Origin of the sequence: Pseudomonas sp. TUM22785, from assembly GCF_028198105.1 — a bacterium.
Taxonomy (GTDB): domain Bacteria; phylum Pseudomonadota; class Gammaproteobacteria; order Pseudomonadales; family Pseudomonadaceae; genus Metapseudomonas; species Metapseudomonas solani.
Genome location: NZ_CP116239.1, coordinates 1,345,888 through 1,366,017 on the forward strand (window position 1 = coordinate 1,345,888; position 20,130 = coordinate 1,366,017).

The following is a 20,130-nucleotide window of genomic DNA, read 5'->3' on the forward strand; positions in this document are numbered from 1 at the left end:
TCCTTGTCAGAGGTTGAGGGTCAGGCTGAGGGTGAGGTTGCGCGGGTCGCCCGGCAGCACCCAGACATTGTTGTAGGAGCGCTCGTAGTACTTGCGGTCGAAGACGTTGTTGAGGTTCAGGCCGATGCTCAGGTCATCGCTGGCCTTGTAGTGGGCGAGCAGGTCGAGGGTGCTGTAGGCGGGCAGTTCGAACTGGCTGCCGGCCTGGCCGGAGCGGTCGCCCACGTAGTTGGCCGCGGCGCCGACATCCGAGCCGCGCAGCCAGCCGTCCTGGAACTCGTAGACGCCCATCAGGCTGCCGCTGTGCTTGGCGATGCCGAGCAGGCGGCTGCCTTCTGGCAGGGTGTTGTCCTCGGTCACCTCGGCATCGATATAGGCGTAGGCGCCGATCAGGCGGAAGGCGTCGCTCAGCTGGCCGGCGACCTGCACGTCGAGGCCCTGGCTGCGGGCCTTGCCGGCGGCGATGCTTTGGCTGGGGTCGTTCGGGTCGGCGGTGAGCACGTTCTCCTTCTCGATATGGAAGAGCGCGGCGGTGGCACCCAGCCGGCCTTCGAACAGGTCGAGCTTGACCCCGCTCTCATAGCCGACGCCCTTCTCCGGCTTGAACACGGTGCCGCGGCTGCTGATGGCGTTGTGCTTGACCGAGGTGGAGGCATTGGCGAACACCCCGACTTCCGGGGTGAGCTGGTAGAGCAGGCCCAGGCGTGGCGTGACGACGTCCTTGTGCTGGGCGTTGCGGATGCGCGTGGAGCGGTCCAGGGCCGCCTGTTCGAAGCGCTCGACACGCACGCCCACCAACCCGCGCAACTGGTCGGTGAAAGCAATCTGGTCCTGCAGGTTCAGCGAATGGCTTTCCACACGCTCGAAGAAGTCGTTCTTGCGGGTGAGCGCGGGCTTGGGTTGGCCGTATACGGGGTTGTGGATATCCAGGCCGTAGCTGAACAGGGTGTCGCTCTGGGGGTACTTCTGGCTGTTGCGGTAGTTCTCGTACTCCAGGCCGATCAGCGTCTGGTGCTGCCAGGTGCCGGTGGCGAAGGTGCCGTGCAGTTCGGCTTGGGTGATGCTGTTGTTCCATTCGAAATCGCGCTGGCGATAGAAGCGGCTGACGATGTCGCCGGACAGGCGCGAGGTTTCCGAAGAGTCGCCGGCCAGGTGGCCCTGGGCATAGTGGTTGGCCAGGCGCAGCTTCCAGTCCTCGTTCAGGTAATGCTCAAGGCTGACCTGCAGCATCTGGTTGCGGTTGCGGATCTCGCCGTCGTTGGGTTCGCCGAGGAAGGTGGAGCGCTTGACCGACCCGAGCTGGTTGCCCGGGGCGGGGATGCCGCGATCGAACACCGACTCGTGGCGCACGAACTCGCTCTCGATCAGCAGGCGCGTATCCGGGCTGAGCTGCCAGCTGAGGGACGGGCTGACCACCACGCGCTCGCTGCCGACGTGATCGCGGAAGCTCTGGTTGTCCTCCACCGCCAGGTTGATGCGCGACAGCAGGGTGCCGGCGTCGTCCAGCGGCGTGTTGACGTCGAGGCTGCTGCGGTAGCGGTCCCAGCTGCCCGCGCTGGCGCTGAAGCGGGCGAAGGCTTCCTCCTCGGGCTTCTTGGTGACGATATTGACCAGACCGCCCGGGTCCCCACGTCCGTAGAGGCTGGCCGCCGGGCCCTTGAGCACCTCGATGCGCTCGATGGTGGAGGCGTCCGGCGAGCTGTAGCTGCCACGGTTGATGGCGAAGCCGTTCTTGTACAGCTCGCCGGTGGTGAAGCCGCGCACGCTGTAGTTGAGGAAGGTCAGGCCACCGAAGTTGTTCTGCCGGGACACGCCGCCGGCGAAGTCCAGGGCGCGGTCGATGCGGGTGGTGTTGAGGTCTTCCAGTACCCGGGCGGGTACCACGGCCACGGATTGGGGGATGTCGCGCAGTTCGGAGTCGGTGCGGGTGGCGCTCGCCGAGCGGGTGGCGCGGTAGCCGGTGACGGGGCCGTCGGCGCGCTCGTGGCGGGATTCGATGGTGATCTCTTCGAGTTCCAGTGGTGCGGCGAGGGAGTTGCTGCTGGCCAGGCCGAGCGCCAGGCCGGCGGCCGAGGCGAGGGTGCGGGACTTCATTGTCGGTGGGTCTCAGGATTTAAAGATGTAATAACATAACATTATATTTTTTCATCTTTCACCTGCCAGGTTCGATTTCATGGGGCGGGGGGCGAAATGAATAACGGCGCCATCAGGCGCCGTTCGGGTCAGTTGTTGTCCGCGGGAGCTGTTTGCTGTGGCGGCCTGAGGCCGACTTCGGCGGAGAGGTCGATCTCCTTGCCGTTGCGCATCACCTTGACGCTGACTTTCTCGCCGGGCTTGGTGCGGGCCACCTGGTTCATCGAGCGGCGGCCGTCGCCGGCGGGTTCGCCATCGATGCTGAGGATGATGTCGCCGGGCTGCAGGTTGGCGCGTTGCGCCGGGCTGTCGCGGTAGATGCCGGCGACGACGATGCCCGGGCGCCCTTCGAGGCCGAAGGACTCGGCCAGCTCGGGCGTGAGCGGCTGCACCTCGATGCCCAGCCAGCCACGGATGACCTGGCCGTGCTCGATGATCGCCTTCATGACTTCCAGGGCCAGCTTGGTGGGGATGGCGAAGCCGATGCCCTGGGAGCCGCCGGACTTGGAGAAGATCGCGGTGTTGATACCGATCAGGTTGCCGTTGGCATCCACCAGGGCGCCACCGGAGTTGCCCGGGTTGATCGCTGCGTCGGTCTGGATGAAGTCCTCGTAGGTATTGAGGCCCAGCTGGTTGCGGCCGGTGGCGCTGATGATGCCCATGGTCACGGTCTGGCCGAAACCGAAGGGGTTGCCGATGGCCAGGGCGACGTCGCCGATACGGATGTTGTCGGAGCGGCCGAGGGTGATGGCGGGCAGGTTGTCCAGGTCGATCTTGAGCACCGCAAGGTCGGTCTCCGGGTCACCGCCCACCAGGCGTGCCAGGGTTTCGCGGCCATCCTTGAGGGCCACGACTATCTGGTCGGCGCCCGCAGTGACGTGGTTGTTGGTCAGCAGGTAGCCCTCGGGGCTCATGATCACCGCCGAGCCAAGGCTGGACTCCATGCGCCGCTGGCGCGGCAGGTTGTCACCGAAGAAGCGGCGGAACTGCGGGTCTTCGAACAACGGATGCGCCGGCTTGCTCACCACCTTGGTGGTGTAGAGGTTGACCACGGCGGGGGAGGCGCTGTTCACCGCTTCCGCATAGGACTCCGGGCCCGGGCGCGAGAGGCTGTAGCGGGGGGCTTCCTGGAGGTGCACTTCCTGGCGGGGCAGGCCGACCAGTTCGGGGTATTGCTGGATGATCAGCAGTGCTACGAGTACACCGACAAGCAGGGGCCAGCCGAAGAAACGCAGGGCCTTGAGCATCGAGGGGAATCCTGAGGGTTGCGAGGGGCGAGGGTGCCCCTTAAGGTGGCGCCATTATACGGGGCGGCCGCCAATAAAATAGCCGCTCTCAGCAGCTTATGAGGAGAGGCAGATGGCCATTGCACTGACCACCCTGGTGGAGGAAGCGGAGCGCTTTCTCGGGGCTTCGCGTATCTCGGATTACTGCCCCAACGGCCTCCAGGTCGAAGGGCGGCCACAGGTTCGGCGCATCGTCAGCGGGGTCACCGCCAGCCAGGCATTGCTCGATGCCGCGGTGGAAGCCGAGGCCGATGTGGTGCTGGTCCACCACGGCTATTTCTGGAAGGGCGAGAACCTCTGTGTGGTCGGGATCAAGCAGCGCCGCCTGAAGACTCTGCTGACCCACGACATCAGCCTGCTGGCCTACCACCTGCCCCTGGACGTGCACCCGGAAGTGGGCAACAACGTGCAACTCGCCCGCCAACTGGACATCACCGTCGAAGGCCCGCTGGAGCCGGACAACCCGCGTACCGTCGGCCTGATCGGCTCCCTTGCCGAACCGCTCACACCGCGCGATTTCGCTCGCCGCGTACAGGATGTACTGGGCCGCGAGCCCTTGCTGGTGGAAGGCTCCGGGATGATCCGCCGCATCGGCTGGTGCACCGGCGGCGGCCAGGGCTACATCGATACGGCCATCGCCGCCGGCGTCGATCTCTACCTCACCGGCGAGGCGTCCGAGCAGACTTTCCACAGCGCTCGCGAGAACGGCATCAGCTTCATCGCTGCCGGCCACCACGCCACCGAACGCTACGGCGTGCAGGCCCTGGGTGATTACCTGGCGCGGCGTTTCGCCATCGAACACCTGTTCATCGACTGCCCCAATCCCATCTAGGAAAGGGGCGCTGGAAGGCCCGTTCCAGCAGGTATAAAGCTAGATCGTTTCGTTCTAAGCGCGCCCCTGAATAGAAGAATGCGCTGTGCTAGAGTGCGCGCTCGTCCACGGCCCGAAGGCCGTTGTATCAGATAAGAAATCCGTGAGTAGCCATGCTCGACAAACTGACGCACCTGAAACAGCTGGAGGCGGAAAGTATCCACATCATTCGTGAGGTGGCCGCCGAATTCGATAACCCGGTGATGCTGTATTCCATCGGCAAAGACTCCGCCGTCATGCTGCACCTGGCGCGCAAGGCCTTCTTCCCGGGCAAGCTGCCGTTCCCGGTGATGCATGTCGACACTCAGTGGAAGTTCCAGGAGATGTACCGGTTCCGCGACAAGATGGTCGCCGATCTGGGCCTCGAGCTGATAACCCACGTGAACCCCGAGGGCAAGGCCCAGGGCATCAACCCCTTCACCCACGGCAGTGCCAAGCACACCGACATCATGAAGACCGAGGGCCTCAAGCAGGCCCTGGACAAGTACGGCTTCGATGCTGCTTTCGGTGGTGCCCGCCGTGACGAGGAGAAGTCCCGCGCCAAGGAGCGCGTCTACTCCTTCCGCGACAGCAAGCACCGCTGGGACCCGAAAAACCAGCGCCCCGAACTGTGGAGTGTCTACAACGGCAAGGTGAAGAAGGGCGAGTCGATCCGCGTCTTCCCGCTGTCCAACTGGACCGAGCTGGACATCTGGCAATACATCTACCTGGAACAGATCCCGATCGTCCCGCTGTACTTCGCCGCCGAGCGCGAAGTCATCGAGAAAAACGGCACGCTGATCATGATCGACGACGACCGCATCCTCGAGCACCTCTCGGACGAAGAGAAGGCCCGCATCGAGAAGCGCATGGTGCGTTTCCGCACCCTCGGTTGCTACCCGCTGACCGGCGCGGTCGAGTCGGAGGCCACCAGCCTCACCGACATCATCCAGGAAATGCTCCTGACCCGAACGTCCGAACGCCAGGGCCGCGTCATCGACCATGACGGCGCCGGTTCGATGGAAGAGAAAAAGCGGCAGGGCTATTTCTAGAAAGCAGTTGCAAGCTGCAAGCGACAAGCTTCAAGCAGGGAGTGGTTGGAGTTCGAATGGATTTCGAGCGACTCGATGTCTGGCGAAGAGCCAAACAGCTCACGGTAAGCATCTACAAGGCGTTCGCGGATTGCCGCGACGCCGGGTTCAAGGATCAGGTAACTCGTTCGGCGCTGTCCGTACCCAGCAATATTGCCGAGGGTATGGAACGTGGAAGCGCCAAGGAGAAATGCCGGTACCTGTGGATCGCCAAGGCATCCTGTGGCGAGCTGCGAACCCAGCTGATGATCGGAGCAGAAATCGGGTACATAGCGGAGTCGCTTGCTGCTGATTGGGTAGTCGAAACCCGTGAGTTATCGAGAATGCTCACGGGGTTGATCAACAAAATTTCTGTCTAGCTGGACGCCGACGAGCTTGCCGCTTGAGGCTTGCAGCTTGGAGCTTGAATGCAATGAGCCATCAATCCGATCTGATCAGCGAGGACATCCTCGCTTACCTGGCCCAGCACGAGCGCAAGGAACTCTTGCGCTTCCTCACCTGTGGCAACGTCGACGACGGCAAGAGCACCCTGATCGGGCGCCTGCTGCACGACTCCAAGATGATCTACGAAGACCATCTGGAAGCCATCACCCGCGATTCCAAGAAGGTCGGCACCACCGGTGACGAAGTGGACCTGGCGCTGCTGGTGGATGGCCTGCAGGCCGAGCGCGAGCAGGGCATCACCATCGATGTCGCCTACCGTTACTTCTCCACCGCCAAGCGCAAGTTCATCATCGCCGACACCCCCGGCCATGAGCAGTACACGCGCAACATGGCCACTGGCGCCTCCACCTGCGACCTGGCGATCATCCTGGTCGACGCCCGCTACGGCGTGCAGACCCAGACCCGCCGCCACAGCTACATCGCTTCCCTGCTGGGCATCAAGCACATCGTCGTCGCCATCAACAAGATGGACCTGAAGGACTTCGACCAGGGCGTGTTCGAGTCGATCAAGGCCGACTACCTGCAGTTCGCCGAGCGCATCAAGCTCAACCCGACGTCCATCCACTTCGTGCCGATGTCGGCGCTGAAGGGCGACAACGTGGTGAACAAGAGCGAGCGTTCGCCCTGGTACACCGGCCAGTCGCTGATGGAGATCCTCGAGACCGTCGAGGTCGCCGGCGACCGCAATTTCGCCGACATGCGCTTCCCGGTGCAGTACGTCAACCGCCCCAACCTGAACTTCCGTGGCTTCGCCGGCACCCTCGCCAGCGGCGTCGTGCACAAGGGCGATGAAGTCGTCGTGCTGCCGTCGGGCAAGGGCAGCAAGGTCAAGTCCATCGTCACCTTCGAGGGCGAGCTGGAGCAGGCCGGCCCCGGCCAGGCCATCACCCTGACCCTGGAAGACGAGATCGACGTTTCCCGCGGCGACATGCTGGTGCATGCCGACAACCGCCCGCAGGTCACCGACGGCTTCGACGCCATGCTGGTGTGGATGTCCGAGGAGCCGATGCTGCCGGGCAAGAAATACGACATCAAGCGCGCCACCAGCTACGTGCCGGGCTCCATCGCCAGCATCGCCCACAAGGTGGACGTGAACACCCTCGAAGAGGGGGCCGGCAGCGACCTGCAATTGAACGAGATCGCCAAGGTCAAGATCAGCCTGGACGCACCCATCGCCCTCGACGGCTATGAAAGCAACCGCACCACCGGTGCCTTCATCGTTATCGACCGCCTCACTAACGGCACCGTCGGCGCCGGCATGATCATCGCCGCACCGGTTGCCGCTGGCGGCCAGGGCGTGCATGGTGAGTCCGCCCACGTTTCCACCGAGGAGCGTGCTGCACGCTTTGGCCAGAAGCCGGCCACCGTGTTGTTCAGCGGCCTCTCCGGTGCCGGCAAGAGCACCCTGGCCTATGCCGTGGAGCGCAAGCTGTTCGACATGGGCCGTGCGGTCTACGTCCTCGATGGCCAAAACCTGCGTCATGATCTGAACAAGGGCCTGCCGCAGGACCGCGCCGGGCGCACCGAGAACTGGCGCCGTGCCGCCCACGTGGCGCGCCAGTTCAACGAAGCCGGCCTGCTGACCCTGGCGGCCTTCGTGGCGCCGGATGCGGAAGGCCGCGAGCAGGCCAAGGTGCTGATCGGCAACGATCGCCTGATCACCGTATACGTCCAGGCGTCCCCGCAGATCTGCCGCGAGCGTGACCCGCAAGGGCTGTACGCGGCCGACCAGGACAACATCCCCGGTGAATCCTTCCCCTACGACGTGCCGCTGAATGCCGATCTGGTGATCGACACCCAGAGCCAGTCGGTGGAAGAGGGCGTCAAGGCCGTGCTCGACCTGCTGCGTAGCCGCGGCGCGATCTGATCGCATCGCTGATGAAAAAGCCCCGCTGATGCGGGGCTTTTTTTGGCCCGGCGTTGGGCCTGACGTGGAACCCGGGACGTTTCCCGGCATGAAAAAGCCCCGCCTAGGCGGGGCTCTTCGTTGACTCATCCAGTGCTCAGTACTTGCCCTTGAGCCCGAAGTTTTCGTCCAGGGTGCCCGGGCCGTCGGTGGACTTGGGTGCATAGTCCTTCGGCGCCTCGTGGCTGCGCGGCGGGGTCAGGCGCTCGCGCGGGCCGGGGGCGTCGTCCGTGTGCAAGGCGGCGAGCAGGCGCTGGCGGGTCAGTTCGTCCAGGGCTAGCCGGCTGGCGCCGTCGGACAGGTGTTCCTGCACGTCCTGGTAGCTCTGGGTGAGCTTCTTCACCAGGTTGGCAGTGGTGTTGAAATGGGTGACCACTTCACTTTGATAGGTATCGAAGCGTGCCTGCAGGTCATCCAGTTGACGCTGCGTGCGATTCGGCGCGGTGCCGGGCAGCAGTCGGGCGACCAGAAAACCGATGCCGATACCGGCGAGCAGGGCGAGTGCTGGCAACAACCAGGCCGTGAGCGACTGTTCCACGAGTCCTTCCTCTATAAGCAGCTTTGCATTACGTTAACGGCTCGAATCCGCGCTGTATACCGCGACGCAAGCCCTGTGGTGCTTAACCAAGACGAGTCGACCCGGTCCGGGGTCACGGAGTTCCCGTTGTCCAATCGTGAAAATCCCATTCTGCTCCAGGGGCCAAGTGGCCAGCTGGAAGCACTTCACCTCGACCTGCCCGATGCCAAGGGGCTGGCGCTGATCTGCCATCCGAACCCGATCCAGGGCGGCACCATGCTCAACAAGGTGGTCTCTACCCTGCAGCGCACCGCTCGCGATGCCGGATACAGCACCCTGCGCTTCAATTACCGCGGTGTCGGCGCCAGTGCCGGCAGCCATGATATGAACACCGGCGAGGTGGATGATGCCGAAGCCGCTGCCCACTGGTTCCGCTCCCAGCGTCCGGAACTGGCGCTGACCCTGTTCGGTTTCTCCTTCGGTGGTTTCGTTGCGGCAAGCCTGGCGGGCCGTCTGGAGCACCAGGCCATCGAAGTGCCTCGCCTGTTCATGGTGGCGCCGGCGGTCATGCGCCTGACCGACGCCACTCCGCTGCCTGAGCGCGGCGAGATGACGGTGATCCAGCCCGACACCGACGAGGTGGTCGAGCCTCAGGCCGTGTATGGCTGGTCTGCCTCCCTGCAACGCCCCCATGAGCTGCTGAAAGTGGCAGAATGCGGGCACTTCTTTCACGGCAAGCTGACCGATCTCAAGGATCTGGTCCTGCCGCGCCTCTGACCCCGACTGCAGTCCGACAAGCGATTATCCATGACCACTCGCATTCTCACCGGCATCACCACCACCGGCACTCCGCACCTCGGCAACTACGCTGGCGCCATCCGTCCCGCCATCGTTGCCAGCCGTGACGCCGACGTCGATTCCTTCTACTTCCTCGCGGACTATCACGCGCTGATCAAGTGCGACGACCCGGCACGCATCCAGCGCTCGCGCCTCGAGATCGCCGCCACCTGGCTGGCCTGCGGCCTGGATGTGGACAAGGCGACCTTCTATCGCCAGTCGGATATCCCCGAGATCCCCGAGCTGACCTGGCTGCTGACCTGTGTCGCCGGCAAGGGCCTGCTCAACCGCGCCCATGCCTACAAGGCTTCGGTGGACAAGAACGTCGAGAACGGTGAAGACCCGGATGCCGGCGTCACCATGGGGCTGTTCAGTTACCCGGTACTGATGGCCGCGGACATCCTGATGTTCAACGCCCACAAGGTCCCGGTGGGCCGTGACCAGATCCAGCACGTGGAGATGGCCCGTGACATCGGCCAGCGCTTCAACCACCTGTTCGGTGCCGGTCGCGAGCTGTTCACCCTGCCGGAGGCGGTGATCGAAGAGGAAGTGGCGACGCTTCCCGGCCTGGACGGTCGCAAGATGTCCAAGAGCTACGACAACACCATTCCGCTGTTCGGCAGCGCCAAGCAGCTGAAGGACGCCATCGCCCGCATCGTCACCGACTCGCGCGCGCCCGGCGAGCCGAAGGACCCGGACAGTTCCCACCTCTACACCCTCTACCAGGCCTTCTCCACGCCGGCGCAGCTGGCGGCCTTCCGGGCCGAGCTGCTCGACGGCCTGGCCTGGGGCGAAGCCAAGCAGCGCCTGTTCCAGCTGCTGGACAACGAGCTGGGCGAAGCCCGCGAGCGTTATCACGCGCTGATCGAGCGCCCGGCCGATCTGGAAGACATCCTCCTCTCCGGTGCCGCCAAGGCACGCAAGACCGCGACGCCTTTCCTCAACGAGCTGCGTGAGGCGGTCGGCCTGCGGTCCTTCCGCAGCAATGTGCAGAGCGCCGATGCCGGCAAGAAGAAGGCGGCCAAGAGTGCGCGCTTCGTCAGCTTCCGCGAAGAGGACGGCAGCTTCCGCTTCCGCCTGCTGGCTGCTGATGGCGAGCAACTGCTGCTGTCCCGTTCGTTCGCGGATGGCAAGTCCTCGGGCCTGGTGACCAAGCGCCTGCAGGATGGCAGCGCCCTGGATATCCGCAGCGACGGCTCCAGCTATGGCCTGTGGCTCGATGGCGAGGCCGTGGGGCAGGGCGGTGAGTTCACCGATGCCGATGCCCGTGATGCTGCCGTTCAGCGTCTGCGTGAGGCACTTGCGCCCCAGGACTGAGGCGCTTTCTTACGGCCGGCGCTGCTGGCCGATTGCCAAGAAACGGGGGCGTCGCTAAAGTGACGACCCCGTTTTTCGTTGCCTTGCTACCGATCATGACCCCCCTCGAGCGTTACCAGGCCGATCTCAAGCGGCCGGACTTCTTCCACGACGCCGCGCAGGAAACTGCCGTCCGCCATCTGCAGCGCCTGTACGACGATCTGATCGCCGATGGCCAGAGCAAAACCGGCTTGTTCGGCGGCCTGTTCGCCAAGAAGCGCCAGGGGCCGGTCAAGGGCCTGTATTTCTGGGGCGGCGTCGGTCGTGGCAAGACCTACCTGGTCGACACCTTCTTCGACGCCTTGCCGTTCAAGGAGAAGATGCGCACCCACTTCCACCGCTTCATGAAGCGCGTGCATGAGGAGATGAAAACCCTCAAGGGTGAGAAGAACCCGCTGACCATCATCGGCAAGCGTTTCGCCGACGAGGCGCGGGTGATCTGCTTCGACGAGTTCTTCGTCTCCGACATCACCGACGCGATGATCCTCGCCACCCTGCTGGACGAGCTGTTCAAGAACGGTGTGAGCCTGGTGGCGACGTCCAACATCGTGCCGGACGGCCTCTACAAGGACGGCTTGCAGCGTGCGCGCTTCCTGCCGGCCATCGCCCTGGTCAAGCAGTACACCGATGTCGTCAACGTCGACAGTGGCGTGGACTACCGTCTACGCGCCCTGGAGCAGGCCGAACTGTTCCACTGGCCCCTGGGCGACGAGGCCGAGGCCAGCCTGAAGACCAGCTTCAAGAGCCTGCTGCCGGATTGCACCCAGGCCCAGGAAAACGAAGCGCTGATGATCGAGAATCGCGAGATCCGCGCGGTCCGCGTATGCGAGGACGTTGCCTGGTTCGAGTTCCGCGAACTCTGCGACGGCCCGCGTAGCCAGAACGACTACATCGAGCTGGGCAAGATCTTCCACGCGGTGATCCTGGCCAACGTCGAGCAGATGGGCGTGGCGAAGGACGACATGGCGCGACGCTTCATCAACCTGGTGGACGAGTTCTACGACCGCAACGTCAAGCTCATCATCTCTGCCGAGGTGGAGCTGAAGGACCTGTACACCGGCGGTCGCCTGACCTTCGAGTTCCAGCGCACCCTCAGCCGCCTGCTGGAGATGCAGTCCCACGAATTCCTCTCGCGGCCGCATAAGCCCTAATGAAAAAGCTGGAAGCCTGAAGCTTTTAGCCTGAAGAAAAAGCAATGCGGGCCGAGTTCGTCGGCCCGCACGCTATCTTGGCTTCCAGCTTCCAGCTTCCAGCTTCCAGCTTCCAGCTTTAGCGCTGCGCCACTTCCTTCTCATACTGCTTCAGCAACGCCTGGGCGTGGGCGACTTCCAGCGCTTCCATGGCGTTGATCGGCTTGATCGCCACGGCCTTTTTCAGGTGGTCCAGGACCTTCTGCTCTTCATCCTCGCCGTAGACGTAGACCAGGGCGTTGGCGTACTCGTAGTGGCCGATGGGCAGGTCGTCCTTGGCGCTGAAGGAGCGGGTGAAGTACTGCTCCATCTTGTCCGAGCTGACCCCGTAGGTCATTTTGCCCACCAGTTTGCCGACCTTGCGGATCACGCCGGCTTCGTAGCCGCCGTAGAGGGCGAGGGCGAAGGGCTGGCGCGGTTGCTTCTGCAGCAGGGCGTCCAGTTCCTCGGGAATCTGGCTGGTGTAGCCGCGCTTGAGTACCACCGGTACCGACAGCTCCTCGCCGAGGCGCGCCTTGGCGTACACGCGGCCGAACTGGGCCACGGTGTCGGCCTGGACCAGTTCGCCGGCCTCGTCGGTGTACTTGATCACTTCCTCCAGCAGGCGGTGTTTCTCCTCTTGGTTGGGGGCGAGGAACATCGCGTAGATCACCTGGGCGAACATCGCCGGCACCTGGCCGCCGACGCCCAGGGCCAGGCCCTGCTTCTTGGCCTCGGCGAAATCACCCTTGAACATCAGACGCCACACGTCCTGCAGCCGGGCCGCATAGGCTTCGGCTTCCTCGGGCTTGCCGGTGAAGCCGGTGTTGCCGGTAACGGTCATCTCCAGTGCCTTGGGGTTCTGGGTGGCCATGGTCACCACCCAGTCGGCATCGGGGAAGGGATAGTCGGGGCCGAAGCCGCGGGTCAGCTGGGGCCAGGCCTGGCGCAGCTTGTCACCGGAGTAGTCGTAGGCAGCCTGGTCGTAGGGGAAGGGTTTCCAGTCGTCTGCGACGGCTGTGAAGCTGGCGGCAGCCAGCAGGGCAAGCAGGTAACGGCGCATGGTTGAGTACCTTTTATTGTTGTTCTTCATCCGCCGTACCGCTGACGGAAAAGGTTCGGACACCCCAATGGGGACCATGCCCGGATCATAAGTCGCTGCCGCTGTCGGCCAACCCATCCTTGGGATGGCGGCTTTACTCGCCTTTGTGCTGGAACTGCCTGCGGTACTGGTTGGGGGAAAGATTGGTGTGCTGGCGAAACAGTCGGGCGAAGAAGCTGGCGTCGTCGTAACCCACTTCGTAGCTGATGGTCTTGATGCTCTTGCGGGTAGCTGACAGGAGGCCCTTGGCTGTTTCGATGCGTAACCGTTGCAGGTAGTGCAGCGGCTTGTCACCGGTGGCGGCCTGGAAGCGGCGCATGAAGTTGCGGATGCTCATGCCGTGGTCGCGGGCGACGTCCTCGAAGCGGAACTTGTCGGCGAAGTGCTCTTCGAGCCAGTGCTGGATCTGCAGGATGGTTACGTCCTGGTGCAGCTTCTGCCCGCCGAACCCGATGCGCCCCGGGGCGTAGCTGCGTTGCACTTCATAGAGGATGTCGCGGGAGACTGCCTGGGCGATGCTGGCGCCGCAGAAACGCTCGATCAGGTAGATGTACAGGTCGCAGGCGGACGTGACGCCGCCGGCGCAGTAGAGATTGTCGGCGTCCGAGAGGTGCTTTTCCTGGTTCAGCAGCACCTTGGGGAAGCGCTCGCCGAACTCGCGGAAGAAGCGCCAGTAGGTGGTCGCTTCCTTGCCATCCAGAAGCCCGGCCTGGGCCATCCAGAACACCCCGGTGGCCTCGCCGCAGATGGAGCTGCCGGCGGCGTGGCGCTCGCGCAGCCATTGCAGGACCTGGGGGTGGCGCTCGCAAAGGGCGTCGAAGTCATCCCAGAAGGCCGGCAGGATGATGATGTCGGCTTCGTCCAGCGCGCCGTCGACCGGCATGATCACATCGCTGAAGCTGCGCACCGGCAGGCCATCCGGGCTGACCAGGTGGATTTCGAATGCGGGCTTGAGGCCGAGGCCCTGAAGCTTGCTGTAGCGGAGGCTGGCCATATGGAAGAAATCCTTGGCCTGCATCAGGGTGGAAGCGAAGACACCTTCGGTGGCGAGGATACTCACCCGTCTTAGGGTGGGGGACTGCTGGTTGGTCATGGTCTTGTTCTTATTAGGGGAAAGCGGTCATTAGCCGGCTGGATCGTCTTATTTTTTGTCGCAACTGTCCAGTGTGCGTCTGGTACGACTGTCCTACAGTCTGTGGCCTTCGAACCCCGACCCCAGACGCATCCATCAAGGTGACCGCATGATCCCCAGAACCCTGTTCAGCTCCGATCACGAACTCTTCCGCGACAGCGTGCGCAAGTTCCTCGAACAGGAGGCGGTGCCTTTCCATCATCAATGGGAGAAGGACGGCTACATCGATCGCGCCCTGTGGAGCAAGGCAGGGGAGGCCGGCATGCTCTGCTCGCACATCCCCGAGGAGTACGGCGGCATGGGCGCCGACTTCCTCTACAGCACCGTGGTGATCGAGGAGATCGGTCGCCTGGGGCTCACCGGCATCGGCTTCTCGCTGCATTCGGACATCGTCGCGCCCTATGTGCTCCATTACGGCTCCGAAGAGCTGAAGCAGAAATACCTGCCGCGCATGGTGACCGGTGAGCTGGTGACCGCCATCGCCATGACCGAGCCGGGCGCCGGCTCCGACCTGCAGGGCGTGAAGACCACCGCGGTGCTGGACGGTGATGAGTACATCATCAATGGCTCGAAGACCTTCATCACCAACGGCTACCTGGCTGACCTGGTGATCGTAGTCGCCAAGACCGACCCCAAGGCCGGCGCCAAGGGCACCAGCCTGTTCCTGGTGGAGGCCGGCACGCCGGGCTTCTCCAAGGGCAAGCGCCTGGAGAAGGTGGGCATGAAGGCCCAGGACACCTCCGAGCTGTTCTTCCAGGATGTGCGGGTGCCCAAGGAAAACCTGCTGGGCCAGGCCGGCATGGGCTTCGCCTACCTGATGCAGGAGCTGCCCCAGGAACGCCTGACCGTCGGGATCGGCGCGCTGGCGTCGGCCGAGGCGGCGCTGAAGTGGACCCTCGATTACACCCGCGATCGCAAGGCCTTCGGCAAAGCCATCGCCGAGTTCCAGAACACCCGCTTCAAGTTGGCCGAGATGGCCACCGAGATCCAGATCGGCCGGGTCTTCGTCGACCGCTGCCTGGAGTTGCACCTGCAGCGCAAGCTGGATGTACCCACTGCGGCGATGCTCAAGTACTGGGGCACCGACCTGCAGTGCAAGGTGCTCGACGAGTGCGTGCAGCTGCACGGTGGCTACGGCTTCATGTGGGAATACCCAGTGGCGCGCGCCTGGGCGGACGCCCGTGTGCAGCGCATCTATGCCGGCACCAACGAAATCATGAAAGAGATCATTGCCCGCTCGCTGTAAGCGGATGCGGTGAAGGGAAGCCCGGCGAGTGCCGGGCTTTTCCATTTACGGGGCGGGGTTCGGCTGGGCCCGATGGATTTCGGCGATGCCTTCCAGAACGGCATCGGAAAGGGTCAGGGCGCTGCTGGCCAGGTTGCTCTCCAACTGTTCCAGGTTGGTCGCGCCGATGATGTTGCTGGTGACGAAGGGCTGGGCGGTGACGAAGGCCAGCGCCATTTGTGCCGGGTCCAGGCCGTGCTCGCGGGCCAGCGCCACATAGCGCGAACAGGCCGCCTGGGCTTGCGGGTTGGTGTAGCGGGCGAAGCGGCTGAACAGGCTGATGCGGGCGTTGGCTGGGCGCGCACCGTTCTCGTACTTGCCGGACAGCATGCCGAATGCCAGGGGTGAGTAGGACAGGAGGCCGCAACGCTCACGGATCGCCACCTCGGCCAGGCCCACCTCGAAGCTGCGATTGAGCAGGTTGTAGGGGTTCTGGATGGACGCGGCGCGAGGGAGCCCCAGTTGATCGGCCAACTGCAGGAATTTCATCGTGCCCCATGGAGTTTCGTTGGACAGGCCGATCTGGCGGATCTTGCCGGCCTTCGCCTGTTCGCCGAGCACTTCCAGGGTTTCCTGCAGCGGGGTGGAGTCCTCCTCGCGGTGCTGGTAGCCCAGTTGGCCGAAGAAATTGGTGCTGCGCTCGGGCCAATGCAGCTGGTACAGGTCGATCCAGTCGGTCTGCAGGCGCTTGAGGCTGGCATCCAGTGCGGCGGTAATGTGCTGGCGGTTGTGCTTGAGGTTGCCGCCGCGGATGTGGGTGATGCCGTTGCCGGGGCCCGCCACCTTGCTGGCAAGGATCCAGTCGGCACGATCGCCGCGCCTGGCGAACCAGTTGCCGATGATGGTTTCGGTTGCGGCATAAGTCTCGGCACGGGGCGGTACCGGGTACATCTCGGCGGTATCCATGAAGTTGATGCCGAATGCTTTGGCTCGTTCGATCTGGGCGAACGCTTCGGCTTCGCTGTTCTGTTCGCCCCAGGTCATGGTGCCCAGGCACAGGCTGCTGACCTTGATATCGGTGTTGCCGAGCTGGCGGAATTCCATGCAACGTTCCTCTATTGGCAAAGATTGCTATCAAATCAGGTTGAAATTTTCTGTGCAATCGGCATAATTCCGCGGCTTTCTTTGCGGGGATGCCTAGCTCGCGAAGAAGGAAGGTGGGGATGCCTAGCCCGCCGAAACCCCTTGCCGTGTGCGGACGCGCTGACCCGAGCCCCCGATAGCGTCTGTTTCCGGCTGCCCTGTGTTGCCAGGGCGAGCACTATTCAGTAAGATCCGCCGTCTTATTTTCAGGGCGGCCCCTGAGGCTATAGCGAATGAAGACTTTTACTGCAAAACCGGAAACTGTTAAGCGCGACTGGTATGTCGTCGACGCTGCCGGTCAGACCCTGGGTCGTCTGGCCACCGAAATTGCTAGCCGTCTGCGCGGCAAGCACAAGCCGGAATACACCCCGCACGTTGATACCGGCGACTACATAGTCGTCATCAACGCCGAGCAGGTACGTGTGACCGGTGCCAAGACTACCGACAAGATGTACTACTCGCACTCCGGCTTCCCGGGCGGCATCAAGGAAATCAACTTCGAGAAGCTGATTGCCAAGGCCCCTGAGCGCGTGATCGAGACCGCGGTCAAAGGCATGCTGCCGAAGAACCCGCTGGGTCGCGACATGTATCGCAAGCTGAAGGTGTACAAGGGTTCTGCTCACCCGCACACCGCTCAGCAGCCCCAAGAACTGAAGATTTAACGGGATAGTTCATTATGTCGGCGACTCAAAACTACGGCACTGGCCGTCGTAAGACTGCAACCGCACGCGTTTTCCTGCGTCCGGGTACTGGCAAGATTTCCATCAACAACCGCAGCCTGGATCAGTTCTTTGGCCGTGAGACCGCTCGCATGGTCGTGCGTCAGCCGCTGGAGCTGACCGAGACCGTCGAGAAGTTCGACATCTACGTCACCGTTCTCGGTGGTGGTGTCAGCGGTCAGGCTGGTGCGATCCGTCACGGTATCACCCGTGCCCTGATCAACTACGACGAAGCCCTGCGCAGCCCGCTGCGTAAAGCCGGCTACGTGACTCGCGATGCCCGCGAAGTCGAGCGTAAGAAGGTCGGTCTGCGTAAAGCGCGTAAGCGTCCGCAGTACTCCAAGCGTTAATACAACGCTTCGAAAAACGCCCAGGCCCTTGTGGATCTGGGCGTTTTTTTATGCCCGCGAAAATGCCCTGCGACAGCTTGTCGCATGCGCGTAACCCTTATCTCTCAAGGCTTTCAGCCGTTTTGTATCTGGCTATTACCTTGTCAGGAGAGGGGGTTTTCTTTACCATTTGGCGAATTTTTTGCGCGGCTCGATTTTTACTTAGTAGAGGCCTGAACAACAGGCCACAAAAGCTGATGGGAGACGACTGAATGAGCAATGACGGCGTGAATGCAGGCCGGCGTCGCTTCCTCGTAGCAGCCACATCCGTGGTGGGTGCTGCAGGAGCGGTGGGCGCTGCGATCCCGTTTGTGGGGTCATGGCAGCCCAGTGCGAAGGCCAAGGCCGCAGGGGCACCGGTGAAGGTGAATATCAGCAAGGTCGAAGCGGGTCAGCAGATGATTGCTGAGTGGCGCGGCCAGCCGGTGTTCATCGTTCGCCGTACCGAGGAGATTCTCGGCAACCTGGGCAAGATCGATGAGCGCATGGCTGATCCCAAGTCCGAAGCGTCCGTGCAGCCGACCTACGTCGATCCGCACAACCGTGCGATCAAGCCGGAAATCCTGGTGCTGGTCGGTCTCTGCACCCACCTCGGCTGCTCGCCCTCCTTCCGTCCGGAAGTCGCGCCGGCCGACCTGGGCGCCGAGTGGGTGGGCGGTTACTTCTGCCCCTGCCACGGTTCTCGCTACGACCTCGCCGGCCGCGTCTACAAGGCGCAGCCTGCTCCCTTGAACCTGCCGGTGCCGCCCCACTCCTACGAGTCGGATGATGTCATCGTCATCGGTGTGGACCAGGAGAAGGCCTAATGAGCAAATTCATGGAATGGATCGATGCGCGCTTCCCCGCGACCAAGATGTGGGAAGACCATCTGAGCAAGTACTACGCTCCGAAGAACTTCAACTTCTTCTATTTCTTCGGCTCCCTGGCCCTGCTGGTCCTGGTGAACCAGATCCTCACCGGTATCTGGCTGACCATGAGCTTCACCCCGTCCGCTGAAGAGGCCTTCGCGTCCGTCGAGTACATCATGCGCGACGTCGAGTACGGGGCGATCATTCGCTACCTGCACTCCACCGGCGCCTCGGCGTTCTTCATCGTGGTCTACATGCACATGTTCCGCGGTCTGCTCTACGGCTCCTACCAGAAGCCGCGCGAGCTGGTGTGGATCTTCGGCATGCTGATCTACCTCGCCCTGATGGCTGAGGCCTTCATGGGCTACCTGCTGCCCTGGGGCCAGATGTCCTACTGGGGTGCCCAGGTGATCATCTCGCTGTTCGGCGCCATTCCGGTGATCGGCGGCGACCTGACCCAGTGGATCCGTGGTGACTACCTGATCTCCGGCATCACCCTGAACCGCTTCTTCGCGCTGCATGTGATTGCGCTGCCGATCGTGATCCTCGGTCTGGTCGTGCTGCACATCCTGGCCCTGCACGAAGTGGGTTCGAACAACCCCGACGGCGTGGACATCAAGAAGCTGAAGGATGAGAACGGCATTCCGCTCGACGGCATCGCCCTCCACCCCTACTACAGCGTGAAAGACATCGTCGGTGTGGTGGTGTTCCTCTTCGTGTTCTGCTTCGTGGTGTTCTTCTTCCCGGAGATGGGCGGTTACTTCCTCGAGAAGCCGAACTTCGAACAGGCCAACCCGTTCAAGACGCCTGAGCACATCGCGCCGGTGTGGTACTTCACCCCGTTCTACGCGATTCTCCGTGCCGTTCCGGACAAGCTGATGGGCGTTATCGCCATGGGCGCCGCCATCGCCGTGCTCTTCGTGCTGCCGTGGCTGGATCGCAGCCCCGTCAAATCGATGCGCTACAAAGGCTGGCTGAGCAAGGTCTGGCTGCTGATCTTCTGCGTGTCCTTCGTCATCCTCGGCGTGCTGGGTGTTCTCGCGCCGACCCCGGGCCGTACGCTGCTGTCGCAGGTGTGCACCATCCTGTACTTCGCGTACTTCATCCTGATGCCCTTCTACACCAGGATGGAAAAAACCAAACCGGTTCCGGAAAGGGTGACAGGCTGATGAAAAAGCTATTTGCTGCATTTGTTATCGCTGCGCTGCCGGCCTTGACCTTCGCCGCCGGTGGCCATGATGTAGAGCTGGATCATGTCGATATCGACCTGACCGACAAGGCTGCACTGCAAGACGGTGCTCGTACCTTCGCCAACTACTGCATGGGCTGCCACAGTGCCAAGTTCCAGCGCTATGAGCGCGTGGCCAAGGACCTGGGCATTCCTGAAGAGTTGATGATGCAGAACCTGGTTCTGACTGGCGCCAAGATTGGCGACCACATGCAGATCGGCATGAAGCCGAGCGATGCCAAGACCTGGTTCGGCGCCGCGCCGCCGGACCTGACCCTGGTCGCTCGTGTTCGTGGTACCGATTGGCTGTACAGCTACCTGCGCAACTTCTATGAAGATCCGGCGCGTCCCTGGGGCGTGAACAACAAGATCTTCCCGAACGTCGGCATGCCTAACGTGCTGGTCGGCCTGCAAGGTCGCCAGGTCGTAGGTTGCAAGCAGGTCCAGGCTGTCGAAGGCGGCAAGAAGCAGTATGACCCGCTGACTGGGGCCCCCATCACCCACGAAGCCTGTGATCAGCTGACCATCGTGCCGAAGACCGGCAAGCTGAGCGAAGCCGAGTTCGATGTGAAGGTTCAGAACCTGGTGACCTTCTTGGCTTACTCTGCGGACCCGAACAAGCTGCACATGCAGCGTATCGGCACCTACGTTCTGCTGTATCTGGCCTTCTTCTTCGTATTCGCCTATCTGCTGAAGCGTGAATACTGGAAAGACGTGCACTGATACCCCGCGTCACCGTTGTATACTCGCGCGCC

At 62.9% G+C, this 20,130-nt stretch carries 19 protein-coding genes; 13 read left to right on the top strand and 6 right to left on the bottom strand.

Annotated features, from left to right (window positions below; genetic code table 11):
• Positions 1-6: 6 nt before the first annotated feature.
• Complete coding sequence (locus PI990_RS06335) at positions 7-2,094, bottom strand: TonB-dependent siderophore receptor (protein WP_271660119.1); 2,088 nt, start codon at positions 2,092-2,094, stop codon at positions 7-9.
• A 128-nt stretch (positions 2,095-2,222) separates the two neighbouring features.
• Positions 2,223-3,380: a Do family serine endopeptidase AlgW gene (gene algW / locus PI990_RS06340; RefSeq protein ID WP_021217851.1), complete on the bottom strand. Its 1,158-nt coding sequence runs from the start codon at positions 3,378-3,380 to the stop codon at positions 2,223-2,225.
• Positions 3,381-3,492: 112 nt separating this feature from the next.
• Here algW and PI990_RS06345 point away from each other — a divergent pair, with 112 nt between their 5' ends.
• From PI990_RS06345 to cysN, 4 genes are all read left to right on the top strand, one after another.
• Positions 3,493-4,251 carry a Nif3-like dinuclear metal center hexameric protein gene (locus PI990_RS06345; RefSeq protein ID WP_271660120.1) on the top strand — a complete coding sequence of 253 codons (759 nt, stop codon included), beginning with the start codon at positions 3,493-3,495 and terminating at the stop codon, positions 4,249-4,251.
• Positions 4,252-4,403: 152 nt separating this feature from the next.
• Positions 4,404-5,321 carry a sulfate adenylyltransferase subunit CysD gene (gene cysD / locus PI990_RS06350; protein ID WP_271660121.1) on the top strand — a complete coding sequence of 306 codons (918 nt, stop codon included), beginning with the start codon at positions 4,404-4,406 and terminating at the stop codon, positions 5,319-5,321.
• 56 nt (positions 5,322-5,377) lie between these two features.
• Positions 5,378-5,719, top strand: a complete 342-nt coding sequence (locus tag PI990_RS06355) for a four helix bundle protein (RefSeq protein WP_021217854.1) — start codon at positions 5,378-5,380, stop codon at positions 5,717-5,719.
• A 53-nt stretch (positions 5,720-5,772) separates the two neighbouring features.
• On the top strand, positions 5,773-7,671 hold the full coding sequence (gene cysN, locus PI990_RS06360; protein ID WP_271660122.1) for a sulfate adenylyltransferase subunit CysN: 1,899 nt from the start codon (positions 5,773-5,775) through the stop codon (positions 7,669-7,671).
• Positions 7,672-7,807: 136 nt separating this feature from the next.
• Here cysN and PI990_RS06365 read toward each other — a convergent pair whose 3' ends face one another.
• Positions 7,808-8,248, bottom strand: coding sequence for a YhcB family protein (locus tag PI990_RS06365; RefSeq protein ID WP_021217856.1), 441 nt, complete (start codon positions 8,246-8,248; stop codon positions 7,808-7,810).
• A gap of 126 nt (positions 8,249-8,374) precedes the next feature.
• Here PI990_RS06365 and PI990_RS06370 point away from each other — a divergent pair, with 126 nt between their 5' ends.
• The 3 genes from PI990_RS06370 to zapE all read left to right on the top strand — a co-directional run bounded on the left by PI990_RS06370 (position 8,375) and on the right by zapE (position 11,571).
• Positions 8,375-9,004, top strand: coding sequence for an alpha/beta hydrolase (locus PI990_RS06370; protein ID WP_021217857.1), 630 nt, complete (start codon positions 8,375-8,377; stop codon positions 9,002-9,004).
• 30 nt (positions 9,005-9,034) lie between these two features.
• Positions 9,035-10,381 (top strand): tryptophan--tRNA ligase, encoded by a 1,347-nt coding sequence (locus PI990_RS06375; RefSeq protein WP_021217858.1) that lies wholly within the window; start codon positions 9,035-9,037, stop codon positions 10,379-10,381.
• Between the two features lie 95 nt (positions 10,382-10,476).
• The gene (gene zapE, locus PI990_RS06380; RefSeq protein ID WP_021217859.1) at positions 10,477-11,571 is read left to right on the top strand and encodes a cell division protein ZapE; all 1,095 of its coding nucleotides are present in this window, start codon (positions 10,477-10,479) and stop codon (positions 11,569-11,571) included.
• 118 nt (positions 11,572-11,689) lie between these two features.
• Here zapE and PI990_RS06385 read toward each other — a convergent pair whose 3' ends face one another.
• Positions 11,690-12,652: a hypothetical protein gene (locus PI990_RS06385; RefSeq protein ID WP_021217860.1), complete on the bottom strand. Its 963-nt coding sequence runs from the start codon at positions 12,650-12,652 to the stop codon at positions 11,690-11,692.
• A 133-nt stretch (positions 12,653-12,785) separates the two neighbouring features.
• Positions 12,786-13,685: a GlxA family transcriptional regulator gene (locus tag PI990_RS06390; protein ID WP_169708358.1), complete on the bottom strand. Its 900-nt coding sequence runs from the start codon at positions 13,683-13,685 to the stop codon at positions 12,786-12,788.
• A gap of 247 nt (positions 13,686-13,932) precedes the next feature.
• Between PI990_RS06390 and PI990_RS06395 the strand changes: the two genes are divergently transcribed.
• Positions 13,933-15,069 (top strand): acyl-CoA dehydrogenase family protein, encoded by a 1,137-nt coding sequence (locus PI990_RS06395; protein WP_021217862.1) that lies wholly within the window; start codon positions 13,933-13,935, stop codon positions 15,067-15,069.
• A 45-nt stretch (positions 15,070-15,114) separates the two neighbouring features.
• On the opposite strand, the gene PI990_RS06400 is transcribed toward PI990_RS06395, so the two are convergent.
• On the bottom strand, positions 15,115-16,152 hold the full coding sequence (locus PI990_RS06400; RefSeq protein ID WP_021217863.1) for an NADP(H)-dependent aldo-keto reductase: 1,038 nt from the start codon (positions 16,150-16,152) through the stop codon (positions 15,115-15,117).
• A gap of 272 nt (positions 16,153-16,424) precedes the next feature.
• Here PI990_RS06400 and rplM point away from each other — a divergent pair, with 272 nt between their 5' ends.
• The 5 genes from rplM (at position 16,425) to PI990_RS06425 (ending at position 20,098) form a co-directional block, all read left to right on the top strand.
• The gene (rplM, locus tag PI990_RS06405) at positions 16,425-16,853 is read left to right on the top strand and encodes a 50S ribosomal protein L13 (protein ID WP_021217864.1); all 429 of its coding nucleotides are present in this window, start codon (positions 16,425-16,427) and stop codon (positions 16,851-16,853) included.
• A gap of 14 nt (positions 16,854-16,867) precedes the next feature.
• Entirely contained in the window at positions 16,868-17,260 is a 393-nt protein-coding gene (rpsI, locus tag PI990_RS06410; protein WP_021217865.1) for a 30S ribosomal protein S9, read from the top strand.
• Between the two features lie 251 nt (positions 17,261-17,511).
• Positions 17,512-18,105: a ubiquinol-cytochrome c reductase iron-sulfur subunit gene (gene petA / locus PI990_RS06415; RefSeq protein WP_031287170.1), complete on the top strand. Its 594-nt coding sequence runs from the start codon at positions 17,512-17,514 to the stop codon at positions 18,103-18,105.
• A complete protein-coding gene (locus PI990_RS06420; RefSeq protein WP_271660123.1) occupies positions 18,105-19,316 on the top strand; it encodes a cytochrome b in 1,212 nt (403 codons plus the stop codon). Before petA ends, PI990_RS06420 begins: the two co-directional genes overlap by 1 nt.
• Entirely contained in the window at positions 19,316-20,098 is a 783-nt protein-coding gene (locus PI990_RS06425) for a cytochrome c1 (RefSeq protein ID WP_021217868.1), read from the top strand. The genes PI990_RS06420 and PI990_RS06425 overlap by 1 nt, the downstream gene beginning before the upstream one ends.
• Positions 20,099-20,130 lie beyond the last annotated feature (32 nt).